The sequence below is a fragment of the Streptomyces sp. NPDC049915 genome (genome assembly GCF_040656475.1).
Classification (GTDB): Bacteria; Actinomycetota; Actinomycetes; order Streptomycetales; family Streptomycetaceae; genus Streptomyces.
Genome location: NZ_JBFAMH010000029.1, coordinates 1 through 20,409 on the forward strand (window position 1 = coordinate 1; position 20,409 = coordinate 20,409).

General features: G+C 72.9%; 19 protein-coding genes and 1 pseudogene. 13 read left to right on the forward strand and 7 right to left on the reverse strand.

Annotated features, from left to right (window positions below; translation table 11 throughout):
- Window positions 1-200: 200 nt before the first annotated feature.
- From AB0J12_RS33160 to AB0J12_RS33170, 3 genes are all read right to left on the reverse strand, one after another.
- Window positions 201-1,427 (reverse strand): histidine kinase, encoded by a 1,227-nt coding sequence (locus AB0J12_RS33160; RefSeq protein ID WP_363268313.1) that lies wholly within the window; start codon window positions 1,425-1,427, stop codon window positions 201-203.
- 61 nt (window positions 1,428-1,488) lie between these two features.
- Window positions 1,489-1,767 (reverse strand): hypothetical protein, encoded by a 279-nt coding sequence (locus tag AB0J12_RS33165; protein WP_363268399.1) that lies wholly within the window; start codon window positions 1,765-1,767, stop codon window positions 1,489-1,491.
- 36 nt (window positions 1,768-1,803) lie between these two features.
- Complete coding sequence (locus AB0J12_RS33170; protein ID WP_363268314.1) at window positions 1,804-2,589, reverse strand: PspA/IM30 family protein; 786 nt, start codon at window positions 2,587-2,589, stop codon at window positions 1,804-1,806.
- A gap of 257 nt (window positions 2,590-2,846) precedes the next feature.
- On the opposite strand from AB0J12_RS33170, the gene AB0J12_RS33175 reads away from it, so the two are divergent.
- The 3 genes from AB0J12_RS33175 (at window position 2,847) to AB0J12_RS33185 (ending at window position 5,425) form a co-directional block, all read left to right on the forward strand.
- Entirely contained in the window at window positions 2,847-3,476 is a 630-nt protein-coding gene (locus AB0J12_RS33175; protein WP_363268315.1) for a DUF3043 domain-containing protein, read from the forward strand.
- Between the two features lie 83 nt (window positions 3,477-3,559).
- Window positions 3,560-4,261, forward strand: coding sequence for a methyltransferase domain-containing protein (locus AB0J12_RS33180; protein WP_363268316.1), 702 nt, complete (start codon window positions 3,560-3,562; stop codon window positions 4,259-4,261).
- A gap of 84 nt (window positions 4,262-4,345) precedes the next feature.
- A complete protein-coding gene (locus tag AB0J12_RS33185) occupies window positions 4,346-5,425 on the forward strand; it encodes a trypsin-like peptidase domain-containing protein (protein ID WP_363268317.1) in 1,080 nt (359 codons plus the stop codon).
- A 43-nt stretch (window positions 5,426-5,468) separates the two neighbouring features.
- Here AB0J12_RS33185 and AB0J12_RS33190 read toward each other — a convergent pair whose 3' ends face one another.
- Window positions 5,469-5,681: a hypothetical protein gene (locus tag AB0J12_RS33190; protein ID WP_363268318.1), complete on the reverse strand. Its 213-nt coding sequence runs from the start codon at window positions 5,679-5,681 to the stop codon at window positions 5,469-5,471.
- A gap of 234 nt (window positions 5,682-5,915) precedes the next feature.
- On the opposite strand from AB0J12_RS33190, the gene AB0J12_RS33195 reads away from it, so the two are divergent.
- Window positions 5,916-7,124 carry a bifunctional adenosylcobinamide kinase/adenosylcobinamide-phosphate guanylyltransferase gene (locus AB0J12_RS33195; RefSeq protein ID WP_363268319.1) on the forward strand — a complete coding sequence of 403 codons (1,209 nt, stop codon included), beginning with the start codon at window positions 5,916-5,918 and terminating at the stop codon, window positions 7,122-7,124.
- Window positions 7,125-7,131: 7 nt separating this feature from the next.
- Here the strand turns inward: AB0J12_RS33195 and AB0J12_RS33200 are convergent, their stop codons facing one another.
- The gene (locus AB0J12_RS33200; RefSeq protein ID WP_363268321.1) at window positions 7,132-7,689 is read right to left on the reverse strand and encodes a class I SAM-dependent methyltransferase; all 558 of its coding nucleotides are present in this window, start codon (window positions 7,687-7,689) and stop codon (window positions 7,132-7,134) included.
- Window positions 7,690-7,857: 168 nt separating this feature from the next.
- Between AB0J12_RS33200 and cobT the strand changes: the two genes are divergently transcribed.
- The 3 genes from cobT to AB0J12_RS33215 all read left to right on the forward strand — a co-directional run bounded on the left by cobT (window position 7,858) and on the right by AB0J12_RS33215 (window position 11,572).
- Window positions 7,858-8,982 carry a nicotinate-nucleotide--dimethylbenzimidazole phosphoribosyltransferase gene (gene cobT, locus AB0J12_RS33205; RefSeq protein WP_363268322.1) on the forward strand — a complete coding sequence of 375 codons (1,125 nt, stop codon included), beginning with the start codon at window positions 7,858-7,860 and terminating at the stop codon, window positions 8,980-8,982.
- Window positions 8,983-9,092: 110 nt separating this feature from the next.
- On the forward strand, window positions 9,093-10,829 hold the full coding sequence (locus AB0J12_RS33210) for a phosphatidylglycerol lysyltransferase domain-containing protein (RefSeq protein ID WP_363268323.1): 1,737 nt from the start codon (window positions 9,093-9,095) through the stop codon (window positions 10,827-10,829).
- Window positions 10,826-11,572, forward strand: coding sequence for a hypothetical protein (locus AB0J12_RS33215; protein WP_363268324.1), 747 nt, complete (start codon window positions 10,826-10,828; stop codon window positions 11,570-11,572). Before AB0J12_RS33210 ends, AB0J12_RS33215 begins: the two co-directional genes overlap by 4 nt.
- On the opposite strand, the gene AB0J12_RS33220 is transcribed toward AB0J12_RS33215, so the two are convergent.
- Window positions 11,470-12,234: a hypothetical protein gene (locus AB0J12_RS33220; RefSeq protein ID WP_363268325.1), complete on the reverse strand. Its 765-nt coding sequence runs from the start codon at window positions 12,232-12,234 to the stop codon at window positions 11,470-11,472. The genes AB0J12_RS33215 and AB0J12_RS33220 overlap by 103 nt on opposite strands.
- A 70-nt stretch (window positions 12,235-12,304) precedes the next feature.
- Here AB0J12_RS33220 and AB0J12_RS33225 point away from each other — a divergent pair, with 70 nt between their 5' ends.
- Together AB0J12_RS33225 and AB0J12_RS33230 are read left to right on the forward strand one after the other, a co-directional pair.
- Window positions 12,305-13,093, forward strand: a complete 789-nt coding sequence (locus AB0J12_RS33225; protein WP_363268326.1) for an adenosylcobinamide-GDP ribazoletransferase — start codon at window positions 12,305-12,307, stop codon at window positions 13,091-13,093.
- 43 nt (window positions 13,094-13,136) lie between these two features.
- Window positions 13,137-13,742, forward strand: coding sequence for an RDD family protein (locus AB0J12_RS33230; protein ID WP_363268327.1), 606 nt, complete (start codon window positions 13,137-13,139; stop codon window positions 13,740-13,742).
- Here the strand turns inward: AB0J12_RS33230 and AB0J12_RS33235 are convergent.
- Window positions 13,702-13,899: pseudogene (locus tag AB0J12_RS33235) on the reverse strand (endo alpha-1,4 polygalactosaminidase); the annotation flags it as partial. The gene AB0J12_RS33230 and the pseudogene AB0J12_RS33235 sit on opposite strands and share 41 nt — an antisense overlap.
- A 351-nt stretch (window positions 13,900-14,250) precedes the next feature.
- Here AB0J12_RS33235 and AB0J12_RS33240 point away from each other — a divergent pair.
- From AB0J12_RS33240 to AB0J12_RS33255, 4 genes are all read left to right on the forward strand, one after another.
- The gene (locus AB0J12_RS33240; protein WP_363268328.1) at window positions 14,251-15,801 is read left to right on the forward strand and encodes a leucyl aminopeptidase; all 1,551 of its coding nucleotides are present in this window, start codon (window positions 14,251-14,253) and stop codon (window positions 15,799-15,801) included.
- A 313-nt stretch (window positions 15,802-16,114) separates the two neighbouring features.
- Window positions 16,115-17,503, forward strand: coding sequence for a dihydrolipoyl dehydrogenase (lpdA, locus tag AB0J12_RS33245; RefSeq protein WP_363268329.1), 1,389 nt, complete (start codon window positions 16,115-16,117; stop codon window positions 17,501-17,503).
- A gap of 57 nt (window positions 17,504-17,560) precedes the next feature.
- Complete coding sequence (gene sucB / locus AB0J12_RS33250) at window positions 17,561-19,333, forward strand: 2-oxoglutarate dehydrogenase, E2 component, dihydrolipoamide succinyltransferase (protein WP_363268330.1); 1,773 nt, start codon at window positions 17,561-17,563, stop codon at window positions 19,331-19,333.
- Between the two features lie 311 nt (window positions 19,334-19,644).
- Entirely contained in the window at window positions 19,645-20,268 is a 624-nt protein-coding gene (locus AB0J12_RS33255; RefSeq protein ID WP_363268331.1) for a GntR family transcriptional regulator, read from the forward strand.
- Window positions 20,269-20,409: the final 141 nt, after the last annotated feature.

Consider the following 20,409-nt stretch of genomic DNA (forward strand, 5'->3'; position numbering starts at 1 on the left):
CGTTGTAGTAGGAATCGGGGTGCTCCGGCGCCACGGCGGTCCGGCCGCCCGTTTCCGACGAGCGCTCAGTGTGCCGGTGCCGGCCGCTGCGGGCGGACACCCCCCACCCCGTCCCCTTCCCGCCGTACGCGGGTGCCGGCCGCATCTGGCTCAGCTGCGGGCAGTCGTGCCTCCCAGGCGCAGCGGCGCCGGGGGACACGTCACCCAGGGTGAGAGGTTCCGGGCGGCTCCAGCGGCAGCGTCGCGTGGACTCGGAAGCCTCCTCCGTAGCGGGGAGCCGTGGTCAGGGTGCCGCCCAGGGCCGTTGTGCGTTCGCGCATGCCCAGGAGGCCGTGGCCGCCTCCGGAGGCGGCGGCCGTGGTGTCCTTGCCCGCGCCGTCGTCGAGGACCGTGATTTCGATGCGGGGGCCGACCCGGACCACGCTGACCTCGGCCTTCGCCCCGGGACCCGCGTGTTTGTGGACGTTGGTGAGGGCTTCCTGGATGACCCGGTAGGCGGCCAGGCCGACGGCGGCGGGCAGGGTGGTGTCCTGGTCCGCGCAGACCACCTCCACGCGCAGGCCCGCGCTGCGGAACGTGCCGGCGAGTTCGTCGAGGCGGTCCAGACCGGGCGCCGGCTCGGTGGGGGCCTCGGGGTCGCCGGACTGCCGGAGCAGCCCGACCGTGGCGCGCAGTTCGTTCAGCGCGCTGCGGCTGGCCTCGCGGACGTGGGACAGGGCTTCCTTGGCCTGGTCGGGGCGCTTGTCCATGACGTGGGCGGCGACTCCGGCCTGGACGTTGACCAGAGCGATGTGGTGGGCGACCACGTCGTGCAGGTCGCGGGCGATGCGCAGGCGTTCCTCGGCGACGCGGCGGCGGGCTTCCTCCTCGCGGGTGCGTTCCGCCCGTTCGGCCCGCTCCCGGATCGCGTGGACGAAGGCGCGCCGGCTGCGCACCGCGTCGCCGGCGGCCGCGGCCATGCCGGTCCAGGCGAAGATGCCGAGGTTCTCCTGGGCGTACCAGGGCAGCGGGCCGGCGAGCATCGCCGCGCCGGTGAGGACGGTCATCGTCAGCAGGCCGACCCGCCAGGTCGTGGGGCGGTCCGTGGTGGAGGCGACCGTGTAGAGGGCCACTACCGCGGACATCGCGACGGGGGCGCGCGGGTCGCCGGTGACGCATTCGACGATCGCGACCGTGCCCGTGACGAGCAGGACTCTCATCGGGGCCCGGCGGCGGGCCACCAGCGCCGCCGCGCCGACGGTCATGAGCAGCAGGCTGAGCAGGCCGGGGCTTCGCACGCCCCAGGTCACGCCGTTCTCGCCGTGCGGGTCCACGAAGGAACCGGCGACCATGCAGAGCAGCACCCCGGCGGCCAGCGCCGCGTCGAACGCCGCGGGGTGCGCCTTGAGCCGGCATCGGGCGCGGTCGAGGGTACGCGGGGTGCTCACGCCTGAGTACGGTACGGCGTCCCGGTGCCGGGCGGCAGCGGGACGCCGTGGCCGGTCGTGCTCAGCCGGGGATCAGGCCGTCGTCGCTGAGCAGCTCGCGGACCTCCTCCAGCGTCGCCTCGGCCGCGGGCAGGATCAGGTCCGACGGCTCCAGGGAGTCGTCGGGCAGCGGTGTGCCCAGCTCGCGCACCTTGGTCAGCAGGGCCGCCAGGGTGCGGCGGAAGCCGGGCCCGTCGCCGTTCTCCATCTCGGCCAGGAGCTCGTCGTCCAGCTTGTTGAGTTCGGCGAGGTGGCTGTCCGCCAGCCTCACCTGCCCCTCCCCCATGATCCGTACGATCATGTCGGCCATGTCGCCCTCCGGGCTCTCGGCGCTCACCTACTGCTTGTCGAAGCGCGGGGTGTCCTGCGGCTGCTGCTGGGGCTGCGCCTGGCCGTTGCCGCCCTCGATGGCCTGCCGGTCGGCGGACGTGCCGCCGGCCAGCTCGGCCTTCATGCGCTGCAGCTCCAGCTCTACATCCGTACCACCGGAGAGCCGGTCCAGCTCGGCCTGGAGTTCGTCCTTGTGCATGCCGGAGGGGTCGTCCAGCGCGCCGGAGGCCATCAGCTCGTCGAGCGCGCCGGCGCGGGCCTGCAGCTGCGCGGTCTTGTCCTCGGCCCGCTGGATGGCCAGGCCGACGTCGCCCATCTCCTCGGAGATGCCGGAGAACGCCTCGCCGATCCGGGTCTGGGCCTGGGCGGCGGTGTAGGTGGCCTTGATGGTCTCCTTCTTGGTGCGGAAGGCGTCGACCTTGGCCTGCAGGCGCTGGGCCGCCAGGGTGAGCTTCTCCTCCTCGCCCTGGAGGGTCGCGTGCTGCGTTTCCAGGTCCGTCACCTGCTGCTGCAGGGCCGCCTTGCGGGACAGCGCCTCACGGGCGAGGTCCTCGCGGCCCAGGGCGAGCGCCTTGCGGCCCTGCTCCTCCAGCTTGGTGGACTGCTGCTGCAGCTGGTTGAGCTGGAGCTCCAGGCGCTTGCGGGAGGTGGCCACGTCGGCGACGCCGCGGCGGACCTTCTGCAGCAGCTCCAGCTGCTTCTGGTACGAGTAATCGAGGGTCTCGCGCGGGTCCTCGGCCCGGTCAAGGGCCTTGTTCGCCTTCGCGCGGAAGATCATCCCCATACGCTTCATGACACCGCTCATGGGCTTCGCGCGCCCCCTTCTGACGGACTCCGGCTCCAGCTCTGCGACAAGACCCACAGTACGGGCCCTGCCTCCATTGACGCACTGTTCGGGGACGGATGCGCTCATCCCCAAGGACGACTGCGGCCGACTCCGCTCCGGCGGAGGGAGGAGAGCGGACCCCGGCCGCGGCGCCCCACGGTGCCCCTTCTGTCCTTGTAGAGACGTCTGGCGTTGCGGGATCGTTCCCCACCGGGCTGGGGTCCATGCGGGTCATGCCCTTACCCTTGGGTTTTGTGTTCCGTAGCCGTGCCAAGGAAGAGAAGGCCCCCGGCGCCGATCAGGCGGCGGTAGACCTCTCCAAGCAGCCCCGCGACCCGCAGGCCCCGAAGGGCAGGCCCACTCCCAAGCGGAGTGAGGCCCGTTCCCAGCGCCGCAGTGTCGCCACCACGCCGACGAATCGCAAGGAGGCCGCCAAGCGGCAGCGCGAGGAGCGCCGCGTCACGATGGAGCGCCAGCGCCAGGCGCTGGCCAGCGGTGACGAACGCTATCTGCCGGCCCGGGACAAGGGCCCGGTGCGTCGTTTCGCGCGCGACTTCATCGACTCCCGCTTCAACATCGCGGAGTTCTTCCTCCCGATGGCCGTGGTCATCCTCGTGCTGAGCATGGTGCGCGTGGGGGCCCTGCAGAGCATCGCGCTGTTGCTCTGGCTGATCGTGATCGTGCTGATCGTGCTCGACTCGATCGTCACGGGCGTCCGGCTGAAGAAGCGGCTGGCCGAGCGCTTCCCCGACCAGAACAAGCGCGGCGCGGTGGCCTACGCGCTGATGCGCTCGCTTCAGATGCGCCGGCTCCGGCTGCCCAAGCCGCAGGTCAAGCGCGGAGAGCGGCCCTGAGCACGACACCGTTCACCGGGGGCGCGGCCGAGGCCTGGCTGAGCAAGCTGGGCGGGCTGCGGGACGTCGTCCGCCAGGAACTGGTGGCACGGCAGCTGGACGAGCAGATAGCCGGGCGGTTCCCGATCGGGCAGCGGCTGCGGGTGCTCGACGTGGGGATGGGGCAGGGCACGCAGGCGCTGCGGCTGGTCCGGGCCGGGCACAAGGTGACCGGTCTGGAGCAGGACCGCACGATGATCGCCGCGGCCCGGGAGATGCTCGCCGGTGAGCCGGAGGGCATCCGGGAGCGGATGCGGATCATCGAGGGCGACGGCCGGGACACCGGCGTGCACTTCCTGCCGGGCAGCTTCGACGTGGTGCTGTGCCACGGCGTGCTGATGTACGTCGAGGAGCCCGACCCGCTGGTGGCGGGGCTGGCCCGGATGCTCGCCCCGGGCGGGCTGCTGTCGCTGCTGGTGCGCAACGGCGACGCGCTGGCGATGCGGCCGGGGCTGTCCGGCGACTGGGCCGGGGCGCTGGCCGCGTTCGACACGACCGCCTATCGCAACCGCCTCGGCATGGACGTACGCGCCGACCGGCTGGCGACGCTGACGGCCACGCTCGCCGGGATCGGCGCACCCCTGCACAGCTGGTACGGGGTGCGGGTCTTCACCGACACGGCGGCGGACGGCGCCGAGGCGCCCGCCGACCTCGACACCCTCCTCACGGTCGAGGAGAAGGCCGGCCGCACGGACCCCTACCGGGGCGTCGCGGCGCTGCTGCACCTGTGCGGGGTGCGCGGCTGACGGTCCGGTCCGCTGCGTCGGGTGGGCCGCTCGTTCGGGTGAGCTGCGCGGGCCGGGGGTCCGCCCGGACGTGAGACTCGGGCCATGGACGTTTCCCGTGCCGCTGCCGCCCGTCTCCGGTTCGCCGTCGCCGTCTGTGTGTGCGGTGCCCTCCTGTTGTCCGGGTGCTCCGGCGTCACCTCGTCCCGCGAGGAGAACGCGACGGCACAGGCGGCGCAGCCCGCCGCGGCCGACCGGGCGGGAACCGACCTCCAGTCCGCCTATCTGAAGGTGATCCGGGAGGTACTGCCCTCCGTCGTGCAGATCCAGGCGAGCAACGACCTCGGCTCGGGCGTGGTGTACGACGGCAAGGGGCACATCGTCACCAACGCGCACGTCGTCGGCGACGAGAAGACCTTCAAGGTGACGACGGCCAACAGCGGCGAACCGCTCACCGCGACCCTGGTCTCCTCCTACCCGCAGCAGGATCTCGCCGTAGTCAAGCTGGACAAGGTGCCGGCCGGGCTGCGGGCCGCGACGTTCGGCGACTCGGCCAAGGTGGAGGTGGGGCAGATCGTGCTCGCCATGGGCTCGCCGCTCGGTCTGTCGTCCAGCGTGACGCAGGGCATCGTCTCGGCGACCGGACGGACCGTCACCGAGAACAGCAGCGGCGGGGGTACGGGCGCCACCATCGCCAACATGGTGCAGACGTCGGCGGCCATCAACCCCGGCAACAGCGGCGGCGCGCTGGTCAATCTGGAGGGTCAGGTCGTCGGCATCCCGACGCTGGCCGCCATCGACCCCCAGCTCGGCGGCAGTTCGGCGCCCGGCATCGGCTTCGCGATCCCCGCGTCGATGGTGAAGACGATCGCGGGTCAGATCGTCAGCAGCGGCAAGGTGACCGACTCGGGCCGCGCGGCGCTGGGCATCACGGCCCGCACGTTCGTCGACGACAGCTTCCAGCCCGCCGGGGTCGTGATCGTCGACGTCGTCAGCGGCGGCGCCGCCGACACGGCGGGCCTGCAGGCCGGGGACGTCATCACCAAGGTGGGCACCACCACCATCACCACCATCACCTCGCTCGCCGAGGCGCTGGCCTCGGACAAGCCGGGCCAGAAGACGACGGTGACGTACAAGCGGGACGGCCGTGAGAAGACGGTGGACGTGACGCTCGGCGAGCAGTGACACGGCGCCGGGGGCGGTCGGCCCGCCCCCGGGCGCCGCTTTCCTACGACTCGTCCGCGTGCAGGCTCATCGGGCCGTAGATCTCCGTGGCGTCCTCGAACAGCCGTACCTGGTCCGCGCCGCCCTCCGCCAGGGCCTTCCAGTTCTCCCCGATCCAGGACTCCGCGTCCCCCTGGGTGGTGAACTCCTCCGGCTGCACCGCGGGCTGGACCTCCGTCCCGTCGGCCTTCTCGAACCGCCACGTCCATGCCGCCATGTACGCCTCCCGGGTGTGAGTACCTGCTCCGGCGGACGCCGGATCTTGGTCCGGCTCCTGCCCGCAGCGTATGCGCTCCGCCGGGTGAGCCGCCAAGAGACCGCAGGTGATTGGTCAAAATGCGGGCGGTGGGGCTGGTCTCGCCCAGGCGGCGGAGCCGCGTATCGAGCGGGCCCCGAACCCCCTGGGGGTCTCCGTGACGCGAGCCGGGCGAAGACCGGAGAAAATCATGACGTGGACGTGACTCTGCTCGGTACCGGTGCCCCCGCGGGACTGCCCCGCCCCGACTGTCCCTGCGCCGGTTGCGCGACCTCGCTGGGCGGCGACGCGCGGGCGGCGACCGCTGTCCTGGTGGACGGGACCCTGCTGCTGGATCTCACCCCGGGCGCGGCGTTCGCGGCGGCCCGGGCCGGGCATTCGCTGGGCGGGGTACGGCAGGTGCTGCTGTCGCATCCGCACGACGGGCCGCCGGTGGAGGTGCCGGCCGGGCTGCCGCAGCCCGGGCGGGTGCCGGACGGGCGGGAGCTGGCGCTGCTGACGGGGCATCGGGTGCGGGCGCTGGCGATGGACACGCCGGGCACGGGATACGCGGTGACCGGTCCCGAGGGGCAGCGGCTGCTGTATCTGCCGCCGGGCTGCGCGCCGGCCGGGCTGGAGGCGGCATCCGGTCCGGCGGCGCCGTACGACATGGTGCTGGCGGACGTCGTGGGGCGGCCGGACGCGCTGGCCCGGCTGCGGGCGGTGGGCGCGGTGGGGCCGGCCACGGATGTCGTCGCGGTCCACCTCGACCACGATGTGCCGCCGGGCCGTGAGCTGTCGCGGCGGCTCGCGGCGGCGGGCGCGCGGGCGGTGCCGGACGGGACGACGCTGGTGGTCGGGGCGTACGAGGACGTGCCCGACGTACCGCGGCGGACGCTGGTGCTGGGCGGGGCCCGGTCGGGCAAGTCGGTGGAGGCGGAGCGGCGTCTGGAGGCGTTCCCGGACGTGCTGTACGTGGCGACGGGCGGCGCCCGGGACGGGGACGCGGAGTGGGCGGCGCGGGTGGCGCTGCACCGGGAGCGGCGGCCGGGGTCGTGGCGCACGGCGGAGACGGTCGACCTGGTGCCGCTGCTGCAGGAGGAGGGGCCGCCGGTGCTGATCGACTGTCTGTCGCTGTGGCTGGCCCACGCGATGGACTCGGTCGGGGCGTGGGAGGACGGGACGTGGGCCGGTGGCGGTGAGCGTGCCCTGCGCGAGCGGGTGGCGGCGCTTGCTCGGGCGGTGCGCACGGCGCGGCGGACGGTGGTGCTGGTGTCCAACGAGGTCGGCTCCGGCGTGGTGCCGGCCACGGCGTCGGGGCGGCGCTACCGGGACGAGCTGGGCCGGCTGAACGCGGCGGTCGCCGGTGAGTGCGAGCAGGTGGTGCTGGTCGTGGCCGGGCAGGCGCTGGTGCTGCGCGGCTGAGCCCGGGTCAGTTCTTCCGGGCGATGACGCGGTACGTCGGTGACCAGGCGCGGGGTCTCTTCGTCAGCAGGGTGCAGCCCCGGTCCGTCAGTTCGGTGTGCACGTCGGCGGGTCTGAACGGGCTGTTGCGGGTGTGGAGTTCGACGACGAGGTGGCCGCCGGGGCGCAGGGCGGTGAGGGCGGCGGCCAGTTCCCGGCGCGGGTCGGCACTGTGTTCCAGGTGGTGGAGCAGGGTGACGACGTCGTAGCGGCCGGTCAGCCCGGTGTCGGTGAGCTGGCCGACGTAGGCCTCCTCGACGCGTTCCGCGGCGCGCGCCCACAGCACGCGGGGGGCGGGGTCGACGCCGTCGAAGGAGGTGTACGGGAAGAACTCCCGTGCCGCGTCCGGGAACGCGCCGTCGCCGGTGCCCACGTCGAGCCAGCTCTCGGGCTCCGCGACGAGGCGGGCGAGGCGGCGGGCGAGTGCCCGCAGGCGGCGCCGGCCGGTCAGCAGCGCCGAGCCGCACCATGGGCACTGCGCGCGCGGTGCCCGTGGCTGCAGCGGGGTGGGCGGGAGGCTCGGCATGGGTGGAACGGCCGGCAGGGGCGGAACGGTCGACATCGGCGCCTCCCAGACGACAATCCGTGGCAAAACGGAACGTACGGGACCGCCTTCCGGGGTGCAACGACGCCATGCCCGCGGGGTCACGGCGTGGCGCGGTCGTGTTCGACCGGTGCCGGTACTGTTCGGCGAATGAGCTCGCTTAATCTCGACGACTTCACCGATCTCATCGAGCGCCCCGACGGCGGGGTGCGCCGCGACGCGGAGGCCCGCCGCGAGCGTCAGATCGTGCCGGCCGGAGCGCTGGGACGCCTGGACGAACTGGGCGAGTGGCTGGCCGCGGCGCAGGGCGTCGTGCCGGTGCGCCCCGTCGGACATCCCCGGGTCGTGCTGTTCGCCGGCGACCACGGGATCGCCGAGCTGGACGTCTCGGCGCGCCCCGCCGGCACCGCGGCGGCGCTGGTGCGGGACGTGCTGGAGGGCGCCCGGCCGGTGTCGGTGCTGGCCCGGCAGCTCGGCGTCCCCGTGCGGGTGGTCGACATGGCGCTGGACTGCGCGCCGGAGGAGCTGCCCGCTGACGTCGTACGGCACCGGGTGCGGCGCGGGAGCGGCCGGATCGACGTCGAGGACGCGCTCACCCTCCAGGAGGCGGAGGCCGCTTTCCGGGCCGGTGTCGCGGTGGCCGACGAGGAGGCCGACTCCGGTACGGATCTGATCGTGCTCGGCGACGTCAGCGTCGGCGGGACCACGGCGGCCGGGGTGCTGATCGCGGCGCTGTGCGGGACCGACGCGTCGGTGGTGACCGGGCGGGGCGGGCTGGCCATCGACGATCTGGCGTGGATGCGCAAGTGCGCGGCGATCCGGGACGCGCTGCGCCGGGCCCGGCCGGTGCTGGGCGACCAGTTGCAGTTGCTGGCGGCCGTGGGCGGCGCCGACCTGACGGCGATGACGGGCTTCCTGCTGCAGTGCGCGGTGCGCAAGGTGCCGGTGATCCTGGACGGCGTGGTGACCGCGGCGTGCGCGCTGGTCGGGCAGCGGATCGCGTTCCGGGCGCCGGACTGGTGGCTGGCCGGGCACACCGGCGGGGAGCCGGGGCAGGCCAAGGCGCTGGACCGGATGGCGCTGGAGCCACTGCTGGACCAGGGCGTGCGGGTCGGCGAGGGCGCCGGCGGTCTGCTCGCGCTGCCGCTGGTGCAGGCCGCGGCGGCCCTCGCGGCGGAGCTGCCGGAGAAGGACGTCAAGGAAGACAGCGAAGACGACGCCGTCAACGCAGAGAACGCAAACAACGCAGACAACGCAGACAACGCAGACATCTAGACAAGGCCGAAAAGTCCGCTTCGGTGGACGAAAGCGACGGGGAGTAGCGACCACCCCGGGCAGAGCAAATGGGGCGGTTTCCCCCAACGGCGGCCATATGATCCCCGGTCATGGGAGAGAGCCGCATCGCACGTCGGGCCGCCGCCTTCGCCGTCTGGTATCTGCGCGCCGTCGCCTTCGTCAACTTCCTGAGCGCGGTGTGGGTCTCCCTCGGGCAGGACGTACGGCGGCACAACCAGGAGAACCTCTTCACGCCCTACCTGCTGACGGCCGGGTTCGCGTCGGGTGTCTTCACCGCGTTCCTGGCCGTCACCATACGGCGGCGCAAACGGGCCGCGTGGATCTTGAACCTGGTGCTCGGCGGGGCGTTCCTCGCGCTGTTCGCCCTGGCCATGGCGCTGCTGCCGGAGATCCGGCGCTCCGCTCAGAACTGGGTGTCGCTGGCCCTGACCGCGGCCTTCGTCGCTTCGCTGCTCGCCGGCCGGCGTGCGTTCTACGCCAAGGGCGACCGGTCCAACCCCCGGCTCGCCGCCGTGGTCGCCGCCGGTGGCGGGCTCGCCGCTTCGCTGCTGGCGGCGCTGCTGGTGACGGTCACCAACCAGGCGGCGGACGCCGGCCGTTCGACGTTCGCCTCCCGCTGGCGGTACGGCACGCTGCGGCTGGTCTCGGTCGCCGCGGACGACTCCCGCTTCCCCGGCCTGTCGACGCCCACCTGGGTGGACGTGGCGGTCAACGTGCTCAGCACGGCCCTGGTGCTCGCCGTCCTGTACGCCGCCTTCCGCTCCCGGCGGGCCGTCGACCCGCTCACCGCCGAGGACGAGAAGGGGCTGCGGGAACTGCTGGAGCGGCACGGGGAGCGGGACTCGCTCGGCTACTTCGCGCTGCGCCGCGAGAAGAGCGTGGTGTGGTCGCCGACGGGGAAGGCGGCCGTCGCCTACCGGGTGCTCGGCGGGGTGTCACTGGCGTCCGGGGATCCGCTGGGCGATCCGGAGGCGTGGCCGGGGGCGATCGAGCCGTGGCTGGCACAGGCCCGCGCGCACGGCTGGATCCCGGCGGTGATGGGGGCGAGCGAGGAGGCCGGGACCGTGTACGCGCGGCACGGCCTGGACGCGCTGGAGCTCGGCGACGAGGCGGTGGTGGAGGTCGCCGAGTTCACCCTGGAGGGGCGGGCCATGCGCACGGTGCGGCAGGCCTGCAACCGGGTGCGGCGGGCCGGGTACACGGTGCGGATCCGGCGGCACGAGGAGATCCCGGCGGACGAGATGACGCATCTGGTGCGCCGCGCCGACGACTGGCGGGACGGGGCCACCGAGCGGGGCTTCAGCATGGCGCTGGGACGGCTCGGGGACAGCGACGACGGCCGGTGCGTGATGCTGGAGTGCCATGACGCCGAGGGCCGGCTGCGGGCGCTGCTGTCCTTCGTGCCCTGGGGTCCGAAGGGGCTCTCCCTGGACCTGATGCGGCGGGACCGGGACTCCGACAACGGCCTGATGGAGTTCATGGTCATCGAACTGCTGCGGCGGGCCGGCGAGATCGGGATCACCCAGGTCTCTCTCAACTTCGCGATGTTCCGCTCGGTCTTCGAACGTGGCGCACGTCTCGGCGCCGGGCCGGTGCTGAGGCTGTGGCGGTCGCTGCTCAGCTTCTTCTCCCGGTGGTGGCAGATCGAGTCGCTCTACCGCGCCAACGCGAAGTACCGGCCCATCTGGGAGCCCCGGTTCCTGCTCTTCGAGAAGAGCGCGGACCTGCTGCGCATCGGCCTCGCCGCGGCGCGCGCGGAAGGCTTCCTGGAGGCGCCGGGGCTGCCGAAGTGGCTGCACCGTACGCATTTGGAGACCCGCAGATGAACCACCTCGCCCGCTGGGCCCGCGCCGAATGGGGACTGCTGTACGTCACCGTGCGCGAGCCGCTGCTCAAGCGGCACTGGCGGGCGGCTCCGATGACGTTGGCGGCGGTGTGCCTGACGGCCGTGCTCCAGTTCGTGCAGAACCAGCCCTGGGGCTTCGGCGTCGTGCAGGCCGCCGGCGCCGTGCGTGCCGAGGACCCCCTCTGGCTGGCCCTGCTGCGCACGCCCCTGTCCCTGTACGTGCCCGCGCTCGACCTGCCCGTATGGGGCGCGCTGGCCCAGATCCTGCTGGTGTTCGGCATCGCCGAGCTGTGCCTGGGCTGGTGGCGGACCCTGGTCATCGCCTATGCCGCGACCCTGGCCGGCACCCTCTACGCCCGCCTCGGCATCCGGCTCGGCCCGCACAGCCCGCTCGGCCTGCCCGCCTCCGACGCCCAGGTGGTCGACACGGGCCCGTCGGCGGCCGTGGTGTGTCTCGCGGTGTACCTGTGCTGGCACTACGGGGCCCATGTCACGGCCGCGGCGGTGACCGTGGCGATGATCGCCGAGGTGCTGGTGAAGGAGAACCTGGCCGGCAAGGAGCACCTGGCCGCGCTCGCGGGCGTGGTGGTGCTGTGCGCGGCGGCGCAGTGGCGGCGGCGTCACCGGCGTTCGACGGTCCGGGCCGGCTCGGGATCCGGTTTGCCGCCGAGCCAGTCCTGGACGGCACGGCGGGGCCGGGACCAGCGCAGGTCGTGGCGGTAGGCGCGCAGTCCGGCCTTGGCCCGGGCGCGGGGACGGCGGCGGTAGAGGCGCTTGGCCCACAGGGAGCCGGGACGGGCCAGCCGTACGGCGCCGATCAGCGCGATGAAGGGGATGATCACGCCGATGACGGCCATGCGGCCCTTGCCCTTGGCGAGGGCGATCAGCGAGAAGAGGAAGTTCACCCCGACGGTCAGGATGACCTGCCCCCGGTCCTGCAGCTCCCCCTGGCTGAGGTCGTTGACGCCGAAGGGCGCGAAGCCGACGAGGACCAGCCCGACCAGCGCGGCGGTGAAGACGACGAGTTCGACGCTCTGGCGGCCCGCCTCGCTCCAGTAGACGTCGTCGAGGTGCAGGATCAGCGCGAACTCGTCCAGGACCAGCCCGGCGCCGATGCCGAAGACGACCGCGGCGAGGCCCGAGCCGAAGCCGTGCTGCCCGCCGGCGACCGCGCCGAAGCCTCCCACGACGGTGAGGACGACCCCCGGGACGACGTGGTGGACGTGCACCCCGCCCGCCTTCACATTGCCGAAGGGGCCCTTGCCGGCCCGGATCAGCCGGGTGATGAGCCGGGTGACCAGAAAGGTCAGCACGAAGGCGGTCAGAGCGAGGAGCAGGGGCAGCTTGCCCGGCTCCACGATGTTGCGCACCCACCAATGCCCCATATCCGCACTTTAGTCGCGCTCGTCCCCGGCCGCCGTCCGTGCCCGCGCGCCCCCCGGATACCCTGCGCCGGTGTCCACGACCCCCTCCCCCCTCGACGGCCTGCGGTTCGCCTTCGGCACGCTCACCGTCCTGCCGGTCACCGTCACCCGCTGGGACCGCGGAGCCGCTCGCGGCGGCATGCTGGCCGCGCCCGTCGCCGGCCTGGTCGTCGGCGCCCTGGCCGCCGGCTGCGCGCTCGCCCTGCTGGCCCTGGGCGCCGGCGCGCTGCTCGCCTGCGCCGCCGCGGCCGCCGTCCCCGCCGTACTGACCCGGGGACTGCACCTGGACGGGCTCGCCGACACCGCGGACGGGCTGGGCAGCGGCAAGCCCGCCGAGGACGCGCTGCGGATCATGAAGCAGTCGGACATCGGGCCGTTCGGCGTGCTCACGCTGGTCTTCGTGCTGCTCGCCCAGGTCGCGGCGCTCGCGCAGCTCTACGGCGGCTCCTGGGGCCGTGGCACGCTGGCCGCCCTCGTCTCGGCCGCCACCGCCCGGCTGGCGCTGACGCTGGCGGCCCGGCGGGGAGTCCCGGCCGCCCGTCCCGAGGGCCTCGGCGCCGCCGTGGCAGGGGTCGTACCGGCGGGCGGCGCGGCGGGCGCCGCCGCCCTGGTCACCGCTGCCGCCGCGGCGGGCGGCGCCCTCCTCGGCGTATACGACGCGCTGCGCGCCGCTCTCGCGGTGCTGCTCGCGCTCGCCGCCGCCGAACTCCTGCTGCGGCACTGCGTCCGCCGCTTCGGCGGGGTCACCGGTGATGTGTTCGGCGCGCTGGCGGAGACGGCCGCAACGGTCGTCCTGCTGGTGCTGTGCCTGGGTCGGTAATCTCTTCCGCCGTACACGGACAATGATCGATCGGGGGACCGTCATGCCCAAGCTGCGCCGTGCCGTGGCCTGGTTCATCGACTTCGCGCTCGTCGTCGCGGCGGCGTCGGCGCTCGCGGTGCTCACCTTCCACCGGATATCCGCGCTCGTCACCGACGTGCCCGAACTCGCCACCCGCGGCGGCCTGGATCTGCTGACCTCGCGCGGCGACGTGCTCGGCGCCTCCGAGCACCTCGGGTCGTCGCTGTGGCACAAGGCGGTGCTGTACGTGGAGCAGGCCTTCGCGGTGCTGGTGCTCGCCACGTTCGCCTACCAGTGGGCCTGCCTCGTCCTCCTCGGGCGCACCGTCGGCAAGGGCGTGCTCGGTCTGAGGGTGGCGGAGGCCGCCCCGCGCCGGGCCGCGCTGCGCGCCGCCGTCACCACGGCCGCCGACGTCGCCGTGTACGCGGTGGCCTGCGTGCTGCTGATCGGGGGGCACTTCGCACTGTCGTTCCTGGTGTGGGCGCTGGCGATGCTGCTGTTCCTGGTCAACGCGCTGCCGGTGTTCTCCCCCAGCCGCCGTTCACTGGCCGACCGGATCGCGGGGACGGCGGTGACGGGACTGGGTCTCAGCAGGGCCGGCGCCACGCCCCCAGTTCGTACTTCTTGAGCATCGAACTCAGCCCCAGGCGGCGCGAGGCCGCGCAGAAGCGGCCCGTCGGCAGCTCGTACTCGACGGCGAAGACCGCCTTGCCGGCCCGCACGAACGGGGTCAGCCGCGCGCACTCGCCGTACCGGGCGCACTGCTCGTTCACCGCGAAGTCGAAGAAGGTGAGGCCGGCCGTCGGTGATGCCGAGTTCGGCGGCGAGCTTCTCCAGAAATGATGCGAAGCGATGAGGTCGGTACTCACCGGAACCCGATGAGTGTGACTCAGGTCATCAGGTGCGAGGATCGGGAAATGGCCATGACGCCACCGACAGGTGAACGCTCGCAGGAGTGAGCGAACGGGCCCGCGAGCGTAGGCTCCCTCCAGGTGTCCCGCCGGTCCGCCGCGCCGGTCAGGACACCCCGGTGGGGACCGCCTCCCGGACCCGGATCTAGTGTCGGCCGTCGGGTCCGGTCGAACCCACACCACTCGGCCGCAGGAACTTCACATCGGAAGCGAGATATCACCACCGTGACTGCTCTCACTCTCAGCACCGCCGCGGCGTCCGGTCTGCGGGCCGACGCGATCGTGATCGGTGTCGCCAAGGGCACCCGATCCAAGTCCGGCGACCTGGTCGTCGCACCGGGCGCCGAGGCCGTGGACAAGGCCTACGACGGGCGGCTCGCCGCCGTCCTGGAGACCCTCGGGGCCTCCGGTGCCGAGGGCGAGGTGACGAAGCTGCCGGCGCCGGCCGGGTTCAAGGCACCGCTCGTGATCGCGGTGGGCCTGGGCGCGGAGCCGGAGAAGGACGAGACGTACGACGCCGAGGCGCTGCGCCGGGCCGCCGGCGTGGCCGCCCGCACCCTGACCGGGACGAAGAAGGCCGCGTTCGCGCTGCCGCTGACCGACGCCGCCGACGCAGGCGCCGTCGCGGAGGGCGTGCTGCTGGGCGCGTACTCCTTCGACGTCTACAAGCAGAACGGCCGTCAGGCCAAGAACGACGCGAAGGCCAAGAACGGCAAGGCGCCGCTCGCCGAGGCCGTGCTGCTCGGCGGCAAGCCGCGCGACGCCGCGTACAAGGGCGCGCTGGCCCGCGCCACCGCGGTCGGCGAGGAGCTGAACCGCGCCCGCGACCTGATCAACACCCCGCCGAACGACCTCACCCCGCAGTCCTTCGCCGCGATCGCGCAGACCGCGGCGAAGGAGCACGGCATCAGGGTGCAGGTGCTCGACGAGAAGGCGCTCACCAAGGGCGGCTACGGCGGCATCCTCGGCGTCGGCGGCGGCTCCGCGGCCGCTCCGCGCCTGGTGAAGCTGTCCTACACCAGCTCCAAGGCCAAGAAGCACCTCGCCTTCGTGGGCAAGGGCATCACCTACGACTCGGGCGGCATCTCGCTGAAGCCGGCCGGTCACAACGAGACCATGAAGTGCGACATGAGCGGTGCGGCGGCCGTCTTCGCCGCCGTCGTCGCCGCCGCGCGCCTGGGCCTGGAGGTCAATGTCACCGGCTGGCTGGCGCTGGCCGAGAACATGCCCTCCGGTTCCGCCGTGCGCCCCGGTGACGTGCTGCGCATGTACAGCGGCAAGACGGTCGAGGTGCTCAACACCGACGCCGAGGGCCGGCTGGTGCTGGGCGACGCCCTGTGGGCGGCGTCGGAGGAGAAGCCGGACGCGATCATCGACGTGGCCACGCTGACCGGCGCGATGATGCTGGCGCTGGGCAGCCGGACGTTCGGCGTCATGGCCAACGACGACGCGTTCCGCGCCGCGGTGCACGAGGCCGCGGAGGAGGTCGGCGAGCCGGCCTGGCCGATGCCGCTGCCGGAGCACCTGCGCAAGGGCATGGACTCCCAGGTCGCCGACATCGCGAACATGGGTGAGCGGATGGGCGGCGGCCTCGTCGCCGGTCTCTTCCTGCGCGAGTTCGTCGGCGAGGACATCCCGTGGGCGCACCTCGACATCGCCGGTCCGGCGTTCAACGAGGGCGGGCCGTTCGGCTACACGCCGAAGGGCGGCACGGGCACGGCGGTGCGGACGCTGGTCCGGGTCGCGGAGCTGGCCGCGGCCGGTGACCTCGGGTGATGTCCGGTTCGTAGGTCGCCTGTCGGCGCCGTACGACGCACTCCGCCGCGTTGGGCTGATCGCGCCCACGCGGCGGAGCCGCATGTCGGTACGGCCCCGCGCCCCTTTGCGTCGGCATCCGCCCCGTCGCTCACCAGGAAAGGTGGGACGTCTCACACACCGGCCCGGCGTCTCGATCCCGTCCGACAAGTGCAAAGATGGAGCCCGGCAGGACAGGGCCCCTACCCGAGGGCCGAAGAACGAGCGGCCGGACACCAGCCGCCTGCCGGTCATCGACGACCGGCGTACGGCGCACATGCATGGAGGACGTGACGTGGCGAACGACGCCAGCACCGTTTTCGACCTAGTGATCCTCGGCGGTGGTAGCGGTGGTTACGCCGCGGCCCTGCGCGGGGCTCAGCTGGGCCTGGACGTCGCCCTGATCGAAAAGGACAAGGTCGGCGGTACCTGCCTGCACCGGGGTTGCATCCCCACCAAGGCCCTGCTGCACGCCGGTGAGATCGCCGACCAGGCGCGCGAGAGCGAGCAGTTCGGTGTCAAGACCACCTTCGAGGGCATCGACATCGCGGGTGTGCACAAGTACAAGGACGACGTGGTCTCGGGCCTGTACAAGGGCCTGCAGGGTCTGGTCGCCTCCCGCAAGGTGACGTACATCGAGGGTGAGGGCCGCCTGTCGTCGGCCACCTCCGTCGACGTGAACGGTCAGCGCGTCCAGGGCCGCCACATCCTGCTCGCGACCGGCTCCGTGCCGAAGTCGCTGCCGGGCCTGGAGATCGACGGCAACCGGATCATCTCCTCCGACCACGCCCTCGTCCTGGACCGCGTGCCGAAGTCCGCGATCATCCTGGGCGGCGGCGTCATCGGCGTCGAGTTCGCCTCCGCGTGGAAGTCCTTCGGCTCGGACGTCACGATCATCGAGGGCATGAAGCACCTCGTCCCGGTCGAGGACGAGAACTCCTCCAAGCTGCTCGAGCGCGCCTTCCGCAAGCGCGGCATCAAGTTCAACCTGGGCACCTTCTTCCAGAAGGCCGAGTACACCCAGGACGGCGTCAAGGTCACCCTCGCCGACGGCAAGGAGTTCGAGGCCGAGGTCCTGCTGGTCGCGGTCGGCCGCGGGCCGGTCTCCCAGGGCCTGGGCTACGAGGAGGCCGGCGTCGCCATGGACCGCGGCTACGTCCTGGTCGACGAGTACATGCGCACCAACGTTCCGACCATCTCCGCCGTCGGTGACCTCGTCCCGACGCTCCAGCTCGCGCACGTCGGCTTCGCCGAGGGCATCCTGGTGGCGGAGCGGCTGGCCGGTCTGAAGACCGTCCCCATCGACTACGACGGTGTCCCGCGGGTGACCTACTGCCACCCGGAGGTCGCCTCCGTCGGCATCACCGAGGCCAAGGCCAAGGAGATCTACGGCGCGGACAAGGTCGTCGCTCTGAAGTACAACCTGGCGGGCAACGGCAAGAGCAAGATCCTGAAGACCGCGGGCGAGATCAAGCTCGTCCAGGTCAAGGACGGTGCCGTGGTCGGCGTCCACATGGTCGGTGACCGTATGGGCGAGCAGGTCGGCGAGGCCCAGCTGATCTACAACTGGGAAGCGCTGCCGGCCGAGGTCGCCCAGCTCGTCCACGCCCACCCGACGCAGAACGAGGCGCTCGGCGAGGCGCACCTGGCACTGGCGGGCAAGCCGCTGCACGCGCACGACTGATCACCCTCGGGCGCGACGACACAGACTTTCCGCAACTCGTAAGGAGCAACCGAAACCATGGCGGTTTCCGTAACCCTTCCGGCGCTCGGTGAGAGCGTCACCGAGGGCACCGTCACCCGCTGGCTGAAGGCCGAGGGTGAGCGCGTCGAGGCCGACGAGCCGCTGCTCGAGGTCTCCACCGACAAGGTCGACACCGAGATCCCCTCCCCCGCCGCGGGTGTCCTGGCCTCCATCAAGGTCGCCGAGGACGAGACGGTCGAGGTCGGCGCCGAGCTGGCCGTCATCGACGACGGCACCGGTGCCCCCGCTGCCGCCCCGGCTCCGGCCGCCGAGGAGGCTCCGGCCCCGGCCCCCGAGCCCGCCGCGGCCGCGCCGTCCACCGAGCAGGCCGCCCCGGCCCCGGCCCCGTCCGCCGAGGCCACCTCCGGCGCCTCCTCCGCACAGGGCACCGACGTGGTCCTCCCGGCGCTCGGCGAGTCCGTCACCGAGGGCACCGTCACCCGCTGGCTGAAGTCGGTCGGCGACTCCGTCGAGGCCGACGAGCCGCTGCTCGAGGTCTCCACGGACAAGGTCGACACCGAGATCCCGGCGCCCGCCTCCGGCGTGCTGCTGGAGATCGTGGTGAACGAGGACGAGACCGCCGAGGTCGGCGCCAAGCTCGCCGTCATCGGCGAGGCGGGTGCCGCTCCGGCCGCCGCCCCGGCCCCGGCTCCGGCCCCCGCCGCCGAGGCCCCGGCCGCCCCCGCGGCCCCGGCCCAGCCCGCCGCCCCGGCCCCCGCCGCTCCGGCCGCGCCCGCCGCTGCCGCCCCGGCTCCGGCCGCCCCCGCGGCTCCGGCGCCGGCCCCGGCCCCGGTGACCCCGGCCCCGGCCGCTCCGGCCGCCGCCCAGCCGGCCGACGACGGCGCCTACGTGACCCCGCTGGTGCGTAAGCTCGCCGCCGAGAACGGCGTCGACCTGGCCACCGTCAAGGGCACCGGTGTCGGCGGCCGTATCCGCAAGCAGGACGTCGTGGCCGCCGCCGAGGCCGCCAAGGCGCCCGCCGCCGCCCCGGCCCCGGCCCCGGCTGCTCCGTCCGCCGCCAAGAAGGCCCCGGCGCTGGAGGTCTCCCCGCTGCGCGGTCAGACCGTGAAGATGCCGCGGATCCGCAAGGTCATCGGCGACAACATGGTCAAGGCCCTGCACGAGCAGGCCCAGCTGTCCTCGGTGGTCGAGGTCGACGTCACCAAGCTGATGCGGCTGCGCGCCCAGGCGAAGGACTCCTTCGCCGCGCGTGAGGGCGTCAAGCTCTCCCCGATGCCGTTCTTCGTCAAGGCCGCCGCGCAGGCACTGAAGGCCCACCCGGTCATCAACGCCAAGATCAACGAGGCCGAGGGCACGATCACCTACTTCGACACCGAGAGCATCGGTATCGCGGTGGACTCCGAGAAGGGCCTGATGACCCCGGTCATCAAGCACGCCGGCGACCTCAACATCGCGGGCATCTCCAAGGCCACGGCGGAGCTGGCCGGCAAGGTCCGCGCCAACAAGATCACCCCGGACGAGCTGTCCGGCGCGACCTTCACCGTCTCCAACACCGGTTCGCGTGGCGCGCTGTTCGACACGATCATCGTGCCGCCCGGCCAGGTCGCGATCCTCGGCATCGGTGCCACGGTCAAGCGTCCGGCCGTCATCGAGACCGCCGAGGGCACGGTCATCGGCATCCGCGACATGGTCTACCTGACCCTGTCCTACGACCACCGCCTGGTGGACGGCGCCGACGCCGCGCGTTACCTGACCACGGTCAAGGCGATCCTGGAAGCGGGCGAGTTCGAGGTCGAGCTCGGTCTCTGAACTCTGTGATCCAGGCAGTACGGCGCCCCGCCCGGAGTCTTCCGGGCGGGGCGCCGTCTTTTGCTGCGCGGGGCGGCCGCACCCCCGAGGGGCGCGGGGCCGTATCGACATGCGGCTCCGCCGCGTGGGCGCGACCAGCCGCATACGACCCGCACCCGCCCGAGAGGGGACGAACCCGAGCCAGTGGGCGCCCCTGGCGCACCCACGGCGTGTAACCCTCATCTCACCTGCGCAAAGACACCCCCACACGCCCTTCCCGCGGAGCGAAGCCGCCGTATTGTCTAAATGTCAGCCCTCCCTAAGGAGCCCTCATGACCGCGCCCGTCGTCCACTCGCTGCGCGAACAGATCCGCGAGCACATCGTGGAGGGAATCGTCAGCGGGCGCTGGCAGCCGGGCGAGCGGATCGTGGAGCGCCGTATCGCCACCGAGCTGGAGGTCAGCCAGACCCCGGTCCGCGAGGCGCTGCGTGAGCTGGAGTCGCTGCGGCTGATCGAGTCGGCCCCGAACAAGGGCGTGCGGGTACGCAACCTGACCGCGGCCGACCTGGAGGAGAGCTACCCCGTTCGGGCCGGCCTGGAGGCCATCGCGGCCGAGCTGGCGGCGGAGAAGCTGGCGGTGGACTGCTCGGTGCTGGAGCCGCACGTCACCGCGCTCTACGCGGCCGACCGCAACGCCGACGGCACGGCCCAGGTCCGGCACACCGTGGGCTTCCACCGCGAGCTGGTCCGCGCGGCCGACAACTCCGTGCTGCTGCACACCTGGGAGGGCCTCGGCATCGAGGTCTTCACGGCCCTGTCGATCCGCTGGCTGGGCACGGTCCAGCAGTCGTACGCGGAGGAGCACGAGGAGCTGGTGCAGGCCTTCCAGCGCCGCGATCCCCGGATCGCGGAACTGGTGAAGGCCCACGTCCTGGGCTGCGCCCCCCGCGCTTAGGGAGTATCGCCCCGCCGCCCCTGCACTTCCCGTCCCCGAAGGCGCCCCGAAAGGGGCGCGCGGAACTGCGCGATCAGCCACAGCGCAACCCGCACCCGCCACCCCACCGCACCGCCCGGGCTCTCCTGCGCCCCACCGCGC